The 16,046-nt window shown below is 47.6% G+C and carries 22 protein-coding genes; 6 read left to right on the top strand and 16 right to left on the bottom strand.

Annotated elements, in window-relative coordinates:
• The first annotated feature begins 23 nt into the window (after positions 1-23).
• From ACYQ1O_RS03435 to waaA, 6 genes are all read left to right on the top strand, one after another.
• On the top strand, positions 24-1,067 hold the full coding sequence (locus ACYQ1O_RS03435) for an NAD(P)/FAD-dependent oxidoreductase (RefSeq protein ID WP_459990235.1): 1,044 nt from the start codon (positions 24-26) through the stop codon (positions 1,065-1,067).
• A gap of 259 nt (positions 1,068-1,326) precedes the next feature.
• A complete protein-coding gene (gene rpsF / locus ACYQ1O_RS03430) occupies positions 1,327-1,791 on the top strand; it encodes a 30S ribosomal protein S6 (RefSeq protein ID WP_459990234.1) in 465 nt (154 codons plus the stop codon).
• A 30-nt stretch (positions 1,792-1,821) separates the two neighbouring features.
• Positions 1,822-2,049 (top strand): 30S ribosomal protein S18, encoded by a 228-nt coding sequence (gene rpsR, locus ACYQ1O_RS03425; protein WP_459990233.1) that lies wholly within the window; start codon positions 1,822-1,824, stop codon positions 2,047-2,049.
• Between the two features lie 36 nt (positions 2,050-2,085).
• Positions 2,086-2,970 carry a hypothetical protein gene (locus ACYQ1O_RS03420; RefSeq protein ID WP_459990232.1) on the top strand — a complete coding sequence of 295 codons (885 nt, stop codon included), beginning with the start codon at positions 2,086-2,088 and terminating at the stop codon, positions 2,968-2,970.
• Positions 2,971-3,019: 49 nt separating this feature from the next.
• Positions 3,020-3,469, top strand: a complete 450-nt coding sequence (rplI, locus tag ACYQ1O_RS03415; protein ID WP_459990231.1) for a 50S ribosomal protein L9 — start codon at positions 3,020-3,022, stop codon at positions 3,467-3,469.
• An 89-nt stretch (positions 3,470-3,558) separates the two neighbouring features.
• Positions 3,559-4,830, top strand: coding sequence for a lipid IV(A) 3-deoxy-D-manno-octulosonic acid transferase (waaA, locus tag ACYQ1O_RS03410; protein ID WP_459990230.1), 1,272 nt, complete (start codon positions 3,559-3,561; stop codon positions 4,828-4,830).
• Here waaA and ACYQ1O_RS03405 read toward each other — a convergent pair.
• From ACYQ1O_RS03405 to ACYQ1O_RS03330, 16 genes are all read right to left on the bottom strand, one after another.
• Positions 4,827-5,087 carry a ComF family protein gene (locus tag ACYQ1O_RS03405; RefSeq protein ID WP_459990229.1) on the bottom strand — a complete coding sequence of 87 codons (261 nt, stop codon included), beginning with the start codon at positions 5,085-5,087 and terminating at the stop codon, positions 4,827-4,829. The two genes, waaA and ACYQ1O_RS03405, sit on opposite strands and share 4 nt — an antisense overlap.
• A gap of 88 nt (positions 5,088-5,175) precedes the next feature.
• Positions 5,176-6,108: a WD40/YVTN/BNR-like repeat-containing protein gene (locus tag ACYQ1O_RS03400; RefSeq protein ID WP_459990228.1), complete on the bottom strand. Its 933-nt coding sequence runs from the start codon at positions 6,106-6,108 to the stop codon at positions 5,176-5,178.
• A complete protein-coding gene (locus tag ACYQ1O_RS03395) occupies positions 6,101-6,646 on the bottom strand; it encodes a hypothetical protein (RefSeq protein ID WP_459990227.1) in 546 nt (181 codons plus the stop codon). Before ACYQ1O_RS03395 ends, ACYQ1O_RS03400 begins: the two co-directional genes overlap by 8 nt.
• Positions 6,647-6,650: 4 nt before the next feature.
• Positions 6,651-7,376 (bottom strand): hypothetical protein, encoded by a 726-nt coding sequence (locus ACYQ1O_RS03390; protein WP_459990226.1) that lies wholly within the window; start codon positions 7,374-7,376, stop codon positions 6,651-6,653.
• An 11-nt stretch (positions 7,377-7,387) separates the two neighbouring features.
• A complete protein-coding gene (locus ACYQ1O_RS03385; protein WP_459990225.1) occupies positions 7,388-7,762 on the bottom strand; it encodes a hypothetical protein in 375 nt (124 codons plus the stop codon).
• Positions 7,759-8,079, bottom strand: a complete 321-nt coding sequence (locus ACYQ1O_RS03380) for a hypothetical protein (RefSeq protein ID WP_459990224.1) — start codon at positions 8,077-8,079, stop codon at positions 7,759-7,761. The genes ACYQ1O_RS03385 and ACYQ1O_RS03380 overlap by 4 nt, the downstream gene beginning before the upstream one ends.
• Positions 8,076-8,717: a hypothetical protein gene (locus ACYQ1O_RS03375; RefSeq protein ID WP_459990223.1), complete on the bottom strand. Its 642-nt coding sequence runs from the start codon at positions 8,715-8,717 to the stop codon at positions 8,076-8,078. Before ACYQ1O_RS03375 ends, ACYQ1O_RS03380 begins: the two co-directional genes overlap by 4 nt.
• A 4-nt stretch (positions 8,718-8,721) precedes the next feature.
• Positions 8,722-9,261, bottom strand: coding sequence for a hypothetical protein (locus ACYQ1O_RS03370; RefSeq protein ID WP_459990222.1), 540 nt, complete (start codon positions 9,259-9,261; stop codon positions 8,722-8,724).
• Positions 9,261-10,304 (bottom strand): baseplate J/gp47 family protein, encoded by a 1,044-nt coding sequence (locus ACYQ1O_RS03365; RefSeq protein WP_459990221.1) that lies wholly within the window; start codon positions 10,302-10,304, stop codon positions 9,261-9,263. The genes ACYQ1O_RS03370 and ACYQ1O_RS03365 overlap by 1 nt, the downstream gene beginning before the upstream one ends.
• Positions 10,301-10,699 (bottom strand): phage GP46 family protein, encoded by a 399-nt coding sequence (locus ACYQ1O_RS03360; RefSeq protein WP_459990220.1) that lies wholly within the window; start codon positions 10,697-10,699, stop codon positions 10,301-10,303. The genes ACYQ1O_RS03365 and ACYQ1O_RS03360 overlap by 4 nt, the downstream gene beginning before the upstream one ends.
• Before the next feature lies 1 nt (position 10,700).
• Entirely contained in the window at positions 10,701-10,886 is a 186-nt protein-coding gene (locus ACYQ1O_RS03355) for a hypothetical protein (protein ID WP_459990219.1), read from the bottom strand.
• Positions 10,887-11,282 (bottom strand): phage baseplate assembly protein domain-containing protein, encoded by a 396-nt coding sequence (locus ACYQ1O_RS03350; protein WP_459990218.1) that lies wholly within the window; start codon positions 11,280-11,282, stop codon positions 10,887-10,889.
• Entirely contained in the window at positions 11,282-11,602 is a 321-nt protein-coding gene (locus ACYQ1O_RS03345; protein ID WP_459990217.1) for a hypothetical protein, read from the bottom strand. The genes ACYQ1O_RS03350 and ACYQ1O_RS03345 overlap by 1 nt, the downstream gene beginning before the upstream one ends.
• Positions 11,602-12,666 (bottom strand): phage baseplate assembly protein, encoded by a 1,065-nt coding sequence (locus ACYQ1O_RS03340; RefSeq protein ID WP_459990216.1) that lies wholly within the window; start codon positions 12,664-12,666, stop codon positions 11,602-11,604. The genes ACYQ1O_RS03345 and ACYQ1O_RS03340 overlap by 1 nt, the downstream gene beginning before the upstream one ends.
• Positions 12,659-13,825: a DNA circularization N-terminal domain-containing protein gene (locus tag ACYQ1O_RS03335; RefSeq protein ID WP_459990215.1), complete on the bottom strand. Its 1,167-nt coding sequence runs from the start codon at positions 13,823-13,825 to the stop codon at positions 12,659-12,661. The genes ACYQ1O_RS03340 and ACYQ1O_RS03335 overlap by 8 nt, the downstream gene beginning before the upstream one ends.
• On the bottom strand, positions 13,822-16,044 hold the full coding sequence (locus ACYQ1O_RS03330) for a phage tail tape measure protein (RefSeq protein ID WP_459990214.1): 2,223 nt from the start codon (positions 16,042-16,044) through the stop codon (positions 13,822-13,824). Before ACYQ1O_RS03330 ends, ACYQ1O_RS03335 begins: the two co-directional genes overlap by 4 nt.
• Positions 16,045-16,046 lie beyond the last annotated feature (2 nt).

Raw genomic sequence — 16,046 nt, 5'->3', positions numbered from 1 at the left:
TGTTTTTGTCGTTTTGCCGATAGATGCAAACGGACTATCTCATCGTCGGTCAAGGTTTGGCGGGCAGTTTGCTGGCGTGGCAGCTGCTGCGCCGTGGTTGCAAGGTTATCATTGTTGATAACGGCTTGGAAAATGCCTCGCAAATCGCCGCTGGATTAATCAACCCGATTACTGGTATGCGCTTTGTCAAAACTACCGACATCGAGCAATTGTTGCCTGCCGCCATTAGCTATTACGCCGACTTGGCGGCGTTTTTCGGGCAAGCTTTTTTTATCGAAAAACCCATGCTGCGCATTTTTCAAAGCCAGCAAGAAGCCCAAAATTGCCAAAAACGCCAGCAAGACTCGGCTTATCAAGCTTATTTGCAAGCCATCAAACCAGATAGCCATCGCCAGCTTGCCACGCCATTCGGTTATGTGGAACAAAAGCAAACCGGCTATTTGGCGACCTTGTCTTTGTTAAATTGCTTACGCGAATTTTTTATTGCCCGTGGCTGTTATCAGCAGGCCGAATTCGACTACGGCGCAATCCGCTTGGGACCTGTCTTGCGTTGGCAAAACATCACCGCCAAACAGATCATTTTTTGCGAAGGCTACCGTTTGGCCAATAATCCGTGGTTTCGCAGCTTGCCGTTGCAAGCGGTCAAAGGCGAGATTTTAAGCTTGCAGCATCAGGCCGATTTACCTGATGCCATCATTAATAATGGACATTGGCTGGTTCCGCTTAACCCACGACACATTCGCATCGGCGCGACGTTTGATAGGGAAAATCTGGACGCCCAAGCCACCACGCAAGGCCAAGCGCAATTATTGGCAGTTTGGCAGCAAATGACCGGTGGCTTGGCGCAAGCTTCTGTTATTAAACATCAGGCCAATATCCGCCCGTGCACTTTAGATAAGCAACCGTTTGTGGGCCTGCATCCGCAATACCCGCAACTGGCGGTGTTCAACGGTTTTGGCGCGAAAGGCAGTGTGCAAATTCCTTGGTATTGCCAGCGTTTTGCCGATGCGTTGTTGCTGGGTGGGCCGATTCCTGCCGACATTCAACGCTTTGCACGGTTTTTATAGCCATCTCCAACTTGTTGATCGCGGCGGCTGGCGACGGTTTTCCTTGTTGGCGGCTTAGCGCTATCTGCAACGCCAGGAGCGGTGCCAAATAATTTAAAGCCCAACAGCCAAGCGGCGATAAATTTTATAAGCCATTAAATTTATAGTTCTTTTCAATAACTAAAAAAGTCCTTATAATGCGCGGTTCTATAAACCCTCCTTGCTTTACCCTGCCCATAATAAAAAATTGGCGGGAAGGCTTAACCCGTAAGGAAAAACAATGCGACATTACGAAATTGTCTTTTTAGTCCATCCTGACCAAAGCGCGCAAGTGCCTGGCATGATCGAGCGTTACAAATCAACTATCGAAGGTGCAGCCGGTAAAATCCACCGTCTGGAAGATTGGGGCCGCCGCCATTTGGCTTACCCGATCAAAAAATTGCACAAAGCCCATTATGTGTTGATGAACATTGAATGTGACCAAGCCACTTTGGCAGAATTGGAAAGCGGTTTCCGCTTTAACGATGCCATTTTGCGCAGCATGACTTTGTTGCAAAAAGAAGCTGTCACCGAAGTTTCTGCCATCGCCACTTCTACAGCCGAAGAAAACAAAATGGCTGAAGCCAAAGCGAAAGACGCTGCCGCAAAAGAAGCCTTGGCTGCCGCTGCCGCAGAACTTGAAGACGATATTGATTTGGACGGCATCGACGAAGATTTTGATGTCAACAACGTCATCCCTGAATAAATCTTCTACAGACTAGGATAGAGAAAGACTATGGCACGTAACATTAAACGTAAAAAATTAAGCCGCGTCGGTTCAGAAGGCGGCAGCCAAATCGATTATAAAGACCTCGATTTGTTAAGCGATTACATTACCGAAACCGGTAAGATCGTACCTAGCCGCATCACTGGCACCAGCGCGAAAAACCAACGCGCTTTATGCGTGGCGATCAAACGCGCCCGCTTTATCGCCTTGTTGCCTTATTGCGACGCACACAAATAAAAACAGGCAGTTATGAACTTTTTAGCGGCATTCATTATGAAAAACAGGATGCAAGCCATGATTGTGGCTTCATCCCTAGCTATGTTGTCGCTAATTATTACACCTGTCAGTATCGTTAGTTCGGCTTCGGTCGCATTGGTGACGCTGCGCCGTGGCGCGCTGGAAGGCTTGTATGTGTTGCTTTGCTCGGCAATTGCTTCGGCAGTGTTGGGCTTTTTGCTGTTGGGCAATTTTCAGTTCGCTTTACTGTATGGCGCGCTGCTCTGGTTGCCGGTGTGGCTGATTTCCATTGTTTTGCGCGAAGGCCGGCATTTGTCATTGGCGGTTGAAATTGCCGTGATGCTTGGCGTGGTCGGTGTGATAGGCACTTATGTGTTTGTTGGTGATGTTGCCAATATGTGGGTTGCCATCCTGACGCAAGTTTTAGGTATGGCGGCGGCTAACAGCCCTTTGCCGCAAGACCAGTTGATGCCTATCCAGCAAAATATTGCCATGATGGCGCATTACATGACCGGTATGGTGGCGGCTGGCTCGGTATTCAGCTTGTTGTTCGGCTTATTTTTAGGCCGCTGGTGGCAAGCTAATTTGTACAATCCCGGTGGTTTTGGGCAAGAATTTTTGTCGTTAAGCACGCCGCCGCGTATGGCGTTGGGCAGCTTGGCGATCATTGCCGTTGCTTGGTTGAGTTCTGGGGTCTTCTCCGAAGTCCTTTGGAACATCGCCATCTTGCTGTTTGTGTTGTACACCTTTATTGGCTCATCTGTAGCCCATGGCTGGTTTGCCGGCCAAAAGCTCGCCCGATTTAGCGTACCGATGTTTTACTTGACCATGTTGCTCGTGCCTTACACCGCATTGCCTGTCGCATTGATTGGCTTAGCCGATGCTTGGCTGAATTTACGAACTAAAAAATCCACAATCTAACGCCTGTTGGCGAAATATATCGGCTGCGTGCCGAACAGAGGTATTTAAAATGGAAGTCATTCTTCTTGAAAAAATTGCAAACTTGGGCAATTTGGGCGACAAAGTTACCATCCGTCCAGGTTATGGCAGAAATTTTCTGATCCCAAAAGGCAAAGCTGTTCCTGCGACAGCAACTAAAGTGGCTGAATTTGAAGCCCGCCGCGCCGAATTGGAAAAAATCGCGTTGGAAAAATTGGATGCCGCTAAAGCCCGCGCTACCGCCTTGGCTAAATTGGCCATCAGCATTGCCCATAAAGCGGGCGACGAAGGCCGATTGTTTGGTTCTATCGGCACACACAACATTGCCGATGCCATCACCGCTGCTGGCGTTGCTGTTGAAAAACACGAAATCCGTTTGCCAAATGGTGCCATCCGCCATCTGGGCGATTTCGACATCGACGTATCGTTGCATACCGATGTTGTTGCCACGATCAGCATCAAAGTGGTAGCCGAAGCTTAATTGGCTTAGAAACCGGCAAATTGGACGGCTCTGCCGCCCCGTTTGCTGGTTTTGCTTTTCCCCGCATTAACAACCGCAGGCTACGCTTGATGCGAACCTTCTATTCCGCCCTGCTGTACCTGTTATTGCCCGTTATCTTATTGCGCCTGCTCTGGCGTAGCCTAAAAGCCCCCGCTTACCGACAACGCTGGTCGGAACGCTTGGCGATTTTCCCGCAAACAACCGTAAAAACCGATATTTGGTTTCATGCCGTCTCAGTTGGTGAAGCCGAAGCCCTGTTTCCTTTACTGCGGCAATTGCAACAGCATCAACCCGACTTGCGGCTGCTAGTCACTACCACCACACCGACAGGTTCCGCCCGCGTTAAAGCCGTGATGGGCGAAGCGGTCTCGCATGTGTATTTGCCTTATGACTTGCCCGATGGGGTTGCGCGCTTTCTAACGCATTTTAAGCCGACATTGGCGGTGGTTGTCGAAACCGAAATTTGGCCTAATTTATTTGCCGCCTGCGGTCGGCGCGGCATTCCGCTTTTTATCATCAACGCCCGCTTGTCCGAAAAATCCGCGCGTGGCTACCAAAAATTACCGGCTTTAGTGATGCCCGCCTTGGCACAAGTGCAAATGATTGCCGCACAAACCCACGATGATGCCCAGCGCTATATCCGCATCGGCGCCAGGCCAGACAAAGTGCAAAGCCTGGGCAATATCAAATTCGACATCGACATTCCGCCCCAACAAATCCAACAAGGCCAGCAACTGAAAGCGCAAACGTTTGCAGGCCGCTTCGTGTGGCTGTGCGCCAGCACCCATGCCGATGAAGAATTGCTTTTGCTTCAGGTTTACCAACGCATCAAAGCTCAAATTCCCCATTTATTGCTGGTACTGGTGCCGCGACACCCCGAACGTTTTCCCGACGTTAAAAAAATCACCGAACAGCAAAGTCTAAACATCGTATTGCGCACCGCCAACCAGGCTTGCACCGCCGCAACCGATGTCTATCTGGCGGACACCATGGGCGAGTTGAAAATGCTCTATGCTGCTTGTGATGTGGCATTGGTGGGCGGCAGTTTGGTGCCGAAAGGCGGGCATAATATTTTGGAGGCGTTGGCGGTGGGCGTGCCGGTGCTGTTCGGGCCGTTCATGAACAACTTTAAAGATATAGCCCACGGCGCACTACAAGCGCAAGCGGCTCTGCAATGCCAAACAGATACTGACATTGCCGAAGCGGTCAACCGCCTTTACCAACAGGACGGGCTGCGCTTGCAGATGGTCGATCAGGGCAAAATGTTTTTACAAAGCAATCGCGGTGCATTGGCTAGGGTTTGTACCTTGCTTGAGCAAGCCTTGACAAGCCATCACTAAGCCCGCGCACAAACCCAAACCACCACACGCCCCGCCCCGGCCTGCTTTAACGCCTTTGCCAGTTCGTTGACGGTCGATCCGGTTGTCATCACATCATCAACAATCGCAACCGTCTCGCCGTTTAAGGGTTTTTGTACGGCAAACGCATTGTGCATATTTTTGCGCCGCTGTTTGGCGGACAATTCGGTTTGGTGGGGTGTGTCGCGTTGGCGTACGCACAACTGTAAAGCCAAGGGGATGTGCAGCTGCTTGCCCAAGAGTTCACGAACTTAAGAAATAGGATATTTTAAAGGATAAAATAAGACACCCAATAAACAACAAATAAATTATAGAAATAGGATAAAACTAATATTTAACGAAAACGAAACCTTGCGTTGTACCAGACGAAACAGCAACCAAAACTTTAAAATCTTCAGAACACCCGACATCATTAAAAGACAAAGAACCTTGATACGAAAAAACCCCTGAAAAATCCAAACCAGTATTTTTTGATACTTGTACCTCTATAGGATTATTTGTATTCGTTGCAGTGATAACTTCAACGCCTGTGTACGAACACGCGATACCTTTTCTTATGTGCTGAGGACTATCTGTAAACCGATTGACATCAAGACCACCATCAGCAGACGCATAAATATAACCTAAGGTACTTGCAGTTGAAGACGCAGCAAAAACATTTTGACCAGTAGAGTTGCAGTCCATTACAACCCATGAATTAACAGGGAAAGTAGATAACACCCCCCACCCAACCCCACCATTTATTGTTTTATAGATACCACCATTGCCATTAGCTGCATAAATAACTGCCCCATCATCAGATAAACACCCAGCTACTGGGCTCATACCACTAATACCAGATGCAGAAAAACTAGCACCAAAATTAGTAGATTTAAAACACTTTTCAGTAGAAGATCCAGTAAATGCAACCATTTTAGAACCGTCACGTGTAACGTCGCATTGCTTCCATGCCTTAAACTTAAAAGATTCCGTCCAAGTATCACCTGAATTAGTAGATACGTTAATTGAATTAGAAACGGCTAAAATGACAGATCCATCCAATGAACACTTAATATCTTTCCATGACTGAATTCCAGCTGATGTAAGTGGATCCCATGTTGTAAATGGGTATAAAGATTTATAAATATAACCAGTAACTTCTGTTGCATAAATAGTTGACTTATCACCACTTATACAACATGCAGAAAAATCTTTAGGGCCAAAAACTTTTTTCCATGCTGAATGGCGGCGATCATAAGATCTATACCTATAATTACGCATCCGTACCCGCATCCATCGTGCAATAAATCAGCAAACCAATCAATCTAGCATCAACAGAAACCGTATCTGCTGAATCCGAAACGACTCTTTGTAAATTAAAGGTTAATAGATCACCTTTAGATGCAGAATTACCAACAACCACACCTGAGCTTTCGTTCGTCATATAAACAACATCTGCAAACGCAACATTTTTAGAAACGTTTACACGCGTACCATAAGAAGGATTAGATGAATCACCATCACTCATGCTAGCAACCGCTAACCCCCAAACAACACCACCAGAACTTGAGGATGGCAAAGAAAATATTGCTTTAAAACTTAAAAGGCCTGCATCCCAAGCTCTGGGTAAGCAATGGCGGAAAGTAATGTCCTGAGCGATTGTAGAGCTAAAATCATAGGTGCCTGTAGAAGATGAATAAGTAGCTGTTACAGACCCATCAAACATAGCCGGTGCATCTATGTAAATATACTCCTTGCCAATGACCAAGCCACGTGTAACCAAATCGGAAAAGCCTGAAAATAAACCAAGGTGTCTCATAAACTTAGCCCATTACGCTAATGCGATATTGACCAACAGTCGGTGCATTAGCAAAAGTTATCTGAACCGTATTAACACCATTAGCCACCCAATCCGCTAAAACACCGGTGTAAGTAGATGCCTCATAAATCGACACCACCACATCCCTAGTGCCTAAATTGTGCGTGACAGTAATCGTTGTACTTACACCGTCACCGATTGTCGCCGCGACTTTTCGCGCAGTAATAGAGGTATCAATTTCTATGACACCACTATTAATAATTATGCCCAAGCCTGCCGAATAACTTGAACCGCCACCAAACTGCGTAAAAACTAAATCGGTTGTACCCATAACAATAGGTGCATCTGTTGTCATCAACCAAGCAGTGTTGCCTTGTGTCACACCTTCGCTAACAAAAACAGCTGAACCAATAATTTCCGCTGACAAATCAAAATTGGGCGATCTTGACCAACCGCCAGAGCTTGCAACATACAAGCCATTATCCTGCTGGCTGCTTTGATTTTTAACTAAAACGTAATCGCCTAATGCAACAGCAACACCATCAATAGTCTGTAAGCCGCTTAATGAAATATTTGATGTTGTTGCAACCCTAGCACCGGGGTCTTTCCACTTGTAGCCTTGTATCGCTGCATCGAGCTGAGCTTTAGTGACAGCTTCCTGAGCGCTGGTTGCATCAGCTAAACCAACAATCTTCAAACCACTCATATCAAGAACATTAGTCGCCTTCATCTATCCTCCTACTAATTACAATAAACATAGCCCGACAAGGCGATTGCATGGGTGATTCGCACAACGTTTTCATCAACAAAATAAACATCCGACATAATCATATTACCCACTGAATCAAGAACCATAACAGCTGGAAACTTGCCAAGATTATGCGGAACTGTCCAAACGTAAGAAGCGATTGATTGATGCCATGCAAATGATTTATCGGCTTGCAAAGATAAAACCCAGTCCGCTTCTGTACCTTCAAAAAGTCCTAAATCAATGGCGGATTGATAAGCACTTTTTCCAGCGGGGCCAGGCTCTCTGATAATTGATTGCGCGGCATTCAGGCCACCTATCAGTCTGACCGCCGAATTAAACGGAAAAAGCAATTTGTGGATACTCATAACCGCGTCTCCGCCCTCTCGATCAGCAAAGAAAAGGTATCAGTAAGCAACGGTCCATAACTAGCAGCTGACTCTTTGATGTCAAAATAACATTTGCCATCAGGCCAATCCAAAGTGCTATGGGGATAATCAATCAAATACAAGCCCAACAATTCATCGACAACAATAACATCTAAAGTAGCGATTAAATTGCCCTTAGCGCCACGTAACTGAGAAGTTAATGTAATCCCCTCCAAGGACTGACCAACCCCACGGTCATCACAAAACTGATAAGGCAGTTGAAACTTTCCGCCTTGTTTTAAAGCAAAATCAATCATGGCACATACAAACGGGCTTTCATGACGATGATTTGTGCGTATGAGGCGGGTATATTCTTACCCTCGCCATCGACACCCGTGTTCCCCGATTCACCCAGCAGATCATTTAATACCCCACGGTCATCCTCACTTGTGCCATCATGTTGAATTCCATAGTCAACCGTATCAGGCGCACGACTTGGTATTCCGTGAGAATGACTCGGAACTACCGCATTATTACTGCCATAAAATTCACCAATTGTTTCGGCAATTATCCCAGGGCCACCCATTAAAAAACGGTCACGCAAGTCAGGGGTCGTTTGTGTTAAACCCTCATCATCCAAATAATCACGACCATCACAGACCTCCCAACAAGATGCTAGACCCGATAAAGACCCAACAAACTTCTTAGTCCCTAAAGGCTCATTCACATTAACAACCACCGCTATTTTTTGATTAATGAGCAAACTAATTGCTAATGCTAATTGCCCATCATTTTCAGCATCTAAAGCGATGTCGGCGGCTTGAATAACCCCACAAATCTCCTCTTGAACGGAATTCATCCAGTCGGGAGTAATCTGCGTCGGCGATTGTCCTGTTTCAATATTTTCAGAAACAAAATGATTATCGACATGTCCGGGTGCTGATGTTCTGTGCATAAAATCAATCCGTCAAATTAGGGGTATCAACCACAAATAGAAAAACATGCGCTTGCTTAAACACACGTAAAGCCTCAAGCAAAGAAAAAGCATCAATCAAAGATCGGTCGAAAGCTACACGCAAGTAATATCGGCAACGGCCTGACCATAACTGAGTGCCAATAACATTACCCACAACAAAAGGTTGAAAGTCATCGTCAAGTACAACACCGGGGGTGGGCGTTACTGATTGTGGTGCTGTATTGCTCCACAACCTATAACCCATACCACACCCTATCGAAGCTGGTTTGCGCTCAATGATCTGCAAAGCCGAATCAGCCACTTGTTGATAGTCACTTAGCAAATAGCTGATTTGCCCCGGTTGATGTAAATCAATAGCATCAGCCAATACAATTAACGCGGCATCATCAACACGCGCTAATTCTTGAGCTGTACCCAACAATAAATCAGCGCCCAAACCGACATCAGGCCACTCCCATGCTTGACCCAATGGCAGTAAAGCCTTTAACGAGTGAGCATAATCACCGGCTGCATGGGCTATCATTAACTGAACACCAAATTGCCTACAAACACCTCACCCGCCAACGCTGTAACAGTAGCGCCAGGGGCAACTCTGACATAATCACTGGTGACTGATAACACAGCCTCATCAATCTCTGTCACCAACAAAGTATTCAGCTCTGTAGCTTTACTTTGTATCAACGCATCAATAACAGTGGTGATTGCAGCGCGGTTATCAGCAGAATCAGCCGATGCGCCCAATGCAATATCAATATCAATAACTCGCAAAATGGGTGTGGCCACACGGTAATCTGCGACAGCAGGCACAACACTTGGTAAATAGTCGGCAACCGCCAAAAGGATTGATTCAGTCGGCAAACGATCAGCCAAACCACCGCAGATCGGCCTCACTAAAACAGTACCCACACCCAAGGCATGAGGTTGCACTAAAGCCCCCGTTATAGAAGGGTGCGCCGCTTTTGCCCATGCTTTATAGTCCGCTACCTTGCCACTACGACCGCCGTAAACAACCGCCGTCTGCCACTCATCGACTACCCGCAAACGCCAAGCATCAACGTCTTCATCATCTGCACCACCCGTTAAACCCAACACGCCAACCGTCATTTGGTTGTTAACGCCAATCAGCGGGTCAATCAGTGTTAAAGATTGTCCGGCAAGCACATTAGTAGACTTGCCCGTGGTGGTGCAGCGTACAGTTATTGCTGTGGCAGATGTGCCTAGAGTAACGGCAGATAGCACCTGATAATCAAAGCCATTAGCTGCACGCAATAATGATCCCGACAACACCGTATAACCTGCGCTGCCCGTGGCTAAAACCGTGCCTTGTGCTGCCACGGCAGTTAAGCGATCAGTCTTGTAAAGCAACGCCCAATCATAAAGATGCTCAAGATCACAGGTTAACGGCGAACACTGCGCCGCTATCCAATCCAAATACCCATGTTGGCTATGGCAAGCCCGCGACCACATTGCCGCCAATGGCTCTGCCAATACCGCAGGAATCAAAGCCAAATCGGCATTGATACGGGTATTTAACTCAGCAAAACTAGGGCGGTTGTAGTTGCTCATAACTGCACGGTAACAAGGGATTTGAGGTTATTGTAAGTAGCAGCAATACTGACAAATAGGCTGGAAACACTTCCAGCCGGGCTAATATCCAAAACGACAACATCAGTTAAGGCAGGATGGCTTAATAGCGCCGTGGTAATGTTATCAATGGTTGCCCGCCGCACCTCTTGGCTTAACGGCTGTTGGCGATACCACCATATTAATGATCCGGCTGCGGGATCAAACCACCAACCACGGCGTTGGCTACGGTCTGGCTGTTGTAGAGAACTGGCTTCGGCATCGGTAAAAAGCACGGCATAAACGAAGGTAGTAAATGCCGTTTGAGCATCATTACTGGCATTAACATCAAACACCAGGTCAAATAATCCCGTTTCAACTTCGATTAATTTCAACATGTCACTTCAACACATTGACAACAATAGTTGTATTTACACACATCAATCGTTTCCCAGGGTATTCCTCATGAATTAAATTTAAAACCCGATTGCATTCTTTTTCAGTGGGGAATGTTTCCAATTTTGTAGATGTCTCACCATCCGCAAAACTAAGTAATATCCATACAAGTGCCGTTCCTAAATTCATTTATCCACCTTGGCTAATTTCGCCCGTTGCATGTAAACCACCTTCAACCGTTACCATTCCAGCGCTAGGTTTTAGGGTAATGCCACCATCATTATTTAAGCGTACAAAGCTACCGCTAGGGTCATGCAAACCCACGCCACCCTCTGCCAGCTCCAGCGTGTAACGGCTATCACCGACTACAACAGCGATACCGTAAGAACGGTCGCCAGCTGGGAAAAGCATCACCGCTTGGCTGCCATTCGTCGGTGCATGGGCAAATCCGGCAGGGGTAATCAATTGGATGTTGCCCAAGACTTCATCCTCTAAGCCTTTGGCTTGTGCTTTATTGCCGTTGATTAAGGTTAAAGCCCCCTTGATTATCATCAACTGCACCCGCGACCAGATATGCTTAACCATCAAATACCCCTAATGTTTGTCATTTTTCCGCAATGCTGGCACTTACAACGTTTGCGCTTATCAAGCTCAGCCGACATTGAGTTAAATTCTTCAAGCCTTTGCTGTAGCCTTGATTCCTTTCTCGCAAGCTTTATAAGCACAAACATAGGGTTTAATTTAGCGCCGCAATCTGCACACTCTGCCTCTGCCAATTCTTCATCAACTAAAAAATGGTCATGCCGGCATGGCTTTGGATTTCTTCCAATAGGTGCAGCATCCAAAGTAATTTGTCGTGATTTCAATCTATCCAAAGGAAATTGAATAACGTTGTTGCTTTCCATTACTCCCCCGGATTAATAACAGTCTTAGGCTTTTTACGCCGCCCATTACCTTTCTTCTTTGCTTTTTTACTAACGGCTGAAGCCTTGCCCTTAGTGACTTTCTCACCCACAAACGCTTGTCTATCCATCACTTGCAAAGTAGTGATGCTGCCGCCTTTATCGTCCAAACTAAAACTACGGTCGCCAATCAAAAACACCGCATCGATACCTTCGGGCTGTATTACTACGCGCACTTGGGTATTGATGGCCCACAAGCCCGCATCATGCCGCCAGCCTTGCACCTCCAGCTCTAAGCTATGCGCCCGTGCTTTGCGGCGGTTGCGTTCCAACTCCGCCCGCCGATCGCAGCCGCCCACGCCTTGGCCTTGCTTATCAGCAATCATGTGCATCGGGCGGAAATAATCAAAAGCATCGTCTATTACTGATGCCTTGGTTGATTGGCTAGATTCGTGGTCGTAACCCTTAACGACATACTCGCTAAAACGGATTTTGTATTCATCAATCACGTCATAGCTCAGTAAGTTTTCGCCATAAATTAAAGTGGCAACTGGGGCGTCGGCGGTTGGCTCTGACAAAATCAGGCCACCATCAGGGGATGGATAAAGTAGTAAGTTACTCGCACGGGCGGCATTAATCAGCGCATTGGCGGGGGCTTCACATTGCATGGCAAAATCAGGCACTAAAGCCGTGTCTGCAAGTATCTTTAAAGGCACTTTAAACAGCGTACAAAGCCTGTTTACAATCTCGGATAATTTTAAGTTTGATAGCGTGGCAGAGTATTGGCAATCCACCAACTCACGGCCTAAGCTACGGGCTTGTATGCTGATGGCGTGGCTGGTTGCCGTTACTTTGCGCCGTACTTTATCAACGCGCACCGTCGCCGCCAGCTCACCATCCACCAAGACTTCAACAACGGTGTTTTCAGACAGCGGCAAAATACCGATGCCTTGCTCAAAACTCATTACCGCCAAGTTCACAGACGCACAGAGGTCATCAACACTGGCGCTGATCTGCACGCTTTGCCAATAACCATAGCGTTTGCCATCAAAGCGCAACTCAACCATAAACCACCCCCTCAACAAACAAAGGGTGTGTTACGTCATTCATGGCATTAAACACCGTTTCATCAAGCTCAAAACGGTGCGCTAATACCGTGGCGGGCATAAATTCAAACACCTCCACCGTTTGCGTTATATCAAGCACTTGCGCGTTTAAAGCATCCAGTAAGGCCACGCGGGCTGCCAAAGCAGCTTGAAAAACCGCGTCTGGCAATTGCGGTACCATAAAATCAATCGCCGCTAAAACCGCTGCAAGCGAGGTATCACGCGCCTTGGCATCGGTGTAATCCGCCAAAGCCAGCTTACCAGCGGCAGATACTAAAAACACCGCTTGCAGGGCTTTGTCTTTTTCAAGATTAATCGGCAATTCCAGCGCCGATGTTGCCGGCACATTTTTTACTAAAAGATTGGCATTAATCGGGTAACGGCTTGCCAGTTGGCTTAATAACGCCACAACGCGCGGGCGATCTGCATCACTAATCTCAATATCCGCACCAAAAATGCTGGTGGTTAAGCCACGCAAGGCTGATACATATTGGCTAGGCAAAGCCATCAACTCGTTAAAATCGCCTTTAATGCCTTGAATTTGCCCAGTGATTTGTTGCGCCCACGTTAAAGGCAAGCGAGCAATAGAGATAACATCACGCAAATAATCCAGCTTGCTGGATACTTCGGCAATAAAGCCATTAACCGCATCGCTGCCCATTTTAGATAAGCTAAAAGTCTCTTCGGCGGCATCTTCCAATAGCTCAAACTTTTTAACGGCGCTATCGACTAAATCAATGGTCGGCTCGGCAATCTCCATGCCTGCTGGTACAAAATCAATACCAATGGTGCAATAACCACCCTTGTCGTTACTTTCTGATAGCGACCACTCTTTAGCGCGAACCTCTAGCAAACCCAACCAAGGATGGTTTAACCAAGCCGCGCCTGGCTGTTGTAGCAAGTACAAAAATTTATCGCGATAAAGGTCGTAATCAGCACCGATAAAATAGGCATTCACGCGCAGTTCCGCCGCCTTAGCGCCCAAATCTTCCAGCAGAGGCGTATCTGAGCCGGGGAATTCATGCACCACCAAGCGGCGGCCTAACTTAGCATCGTGGCTTTCCGTTAAGAAAGACATGCCACGGAATGAGGCGGTGCTTAAACGTTCCTGCCAACTCATGGCGCACCATCCCAAATATTGCCCGTGTTAATGCTGCTGTTGTTTTTACCAGGTGCAGAACTTGAGGAGGCAGTGGCTTTGCCGACAGGGATTAAGCCAGGTGATAGGGTGACGGTCAGTTGGGCGTTGGTATTAACTTCGACGGGTTTGGGTTGATAGTGCATCAAGTCATAAATGGCACTGCCTAAGCTGGTTTCATGGCCTGCCAGTGATGATAAAACCTTGCTTAAGCCATCATTAATAAAGCCCCCAACTTGATAGCCTGTATAAGCTGCGCCAGGCACAGCTACTGCACGGGCAACAACAGGCGCATAAGGTGCGACCGCCCCACCAGCCGCACGGGCTAAAGCAGGGGCGCGGCTTAGTAACGCCGAAGTGCTGGCAGATAGCTGCGTAACCAGCAATGATGTCCTTGCTGCGATCGGGGCAATTTGTGCAGATAAATTGGGTATACCCGCTGCATTGGGTAGTAAGCGATTTAAAGCCCACCAGCCGCCCGCCGCGCCTGCAATACCGCCAGCCGCCCACGGTGCTGCCGAAGCAGCTTGGGCAGCAACAGGATGCCGCTTGCCCCATTCAACAGCGGCATCAGAAGCAGCACCAACTTTTGGCGTGACTTTATCCAGCAAGTGCTTTTGTTGTTCTTCAAAAAACTGACCAGCTGCATTCAGTTTGTATGCGTTGGTTTTTGCAATTGGATCAAAATTCCGGTCAGATGCGCCGCCGGTGGCGCGATCATTTTTAGCAATTATGCTATTGGCTCGATTAACCAGCTCAGTATTTTGATAAGCCAGCAAAGCATTCTTGGCTTGCATATCTTGAAAGTAATTGACGATAACATTACCCTTCGCCAACTCAGAGATACCCTCAATTAAATTGCGTTGCTCAGCCTTATCAGACGTATTGGCAAGCTGAGCTTTTAGTTTTTGCAGCTGTGGGTCTTTGTTTAATTCTTGCTCAATAATATTTTGCCAAACGGTAACAGCATCAATACCCTTGGCACGTTGCTGCATCATATAAGCACCTAAGTCACCACGCCCCATACGCTCGAAATCTTTAGCCGTGTCGCTTGATGTTACTTTTGATAGCAAATTAAAAACGTTACGGCCTGCAATATCGCGCGTTCCTGCTGTCATTACAGCAGCCTCGTTCATCACAAGAATTTTTTGCAAGCCAAGCAAGCCAGTTAAACCCGCTGATTTACCAATGCCAATTTGTTCGGGCAGATACTTTGCCAAATCTTTGAACTCAAACCCACCCGCTTGTCCGGCAGATACGATCATATTCATGGCTCTAGCTAAGCCGTTTTCATCACGGACAACACCATTGCCGTAAAGCTTATTCACCAAAGCGGCAACATCTACCGGATCGGCATTGTTGGCTGTCATGGTCTTAGTGAGTGATGGCAAAGTGGCAAGTGCTTGCTGCTTGGTTAAAACACCACCACCAATGATTTCCTCAAGTAACGACGTTACACGGTCAGGCGTACTACCACCTACGGCAACGGCATGATGCACTTGTTTCTCAAGCTCTCTAGCACCTATCTGACGGCCTTTAGTATCCATTTCAGGGAAAGCCGTATTAGCAAGATAAGCTATACGCTGATCAAAGGTTAAAGCATTGCCCACAGGTGTACGCATCGCCATACCCAAGCCGACCGTACCACCCGCCAAGCTGCCCACTCCGCCTGCACCCAATTGCAATGCCTGGTATCGACGTTGCTCAGCGGTCAAATGCCCCATCTCATTCGTTAAATTACGCACAGTGGCCCGCATGTGTTCAGCGGCTTGTTGTTGCTCACGGAACGACAGAATGCCGTTAGCTGATAAAGTGCGGTAAGCAGCTTGGGTACGGCTAATGTCTTCGCGGATTTGTGCATGGGAGCGCACACTCAACCGCTCACGAGCATCATTGATTTGCTGGTAAGCGCGGATATGCGCGTCTTGGGTTTGGCGGGCGGCGCGGATTTGTTCTTCGGCGGCACGGCGGGCATCTGCCGCAATGCGTTGTTGAATGGCACGGGTTTGTTGCTCTAGCTGTGAAAAGCCACTGCGGATACGTTCATTGCTTTGCTGTGAGGCGCGGGCGGCTTCTTCAGCAACACGGCGCGACTCTGCCAACATGCGCTGCTGAATTTCCCGCGCCTTGCGCTCCAGCTCCCCCAGCGGACGCGATGCGCCGTCAGTTAGCTTTATGCGTAAGTTAACATCAGTAGTCATAG

The organism is Methylosoma difficile (genome assembly GCF_054657615.1).
The sequence above is the reverse complement of the archived record's forward strand: the minus strand, read 5'-3'. Positions and strand labels throughout refer to the sequence as shown.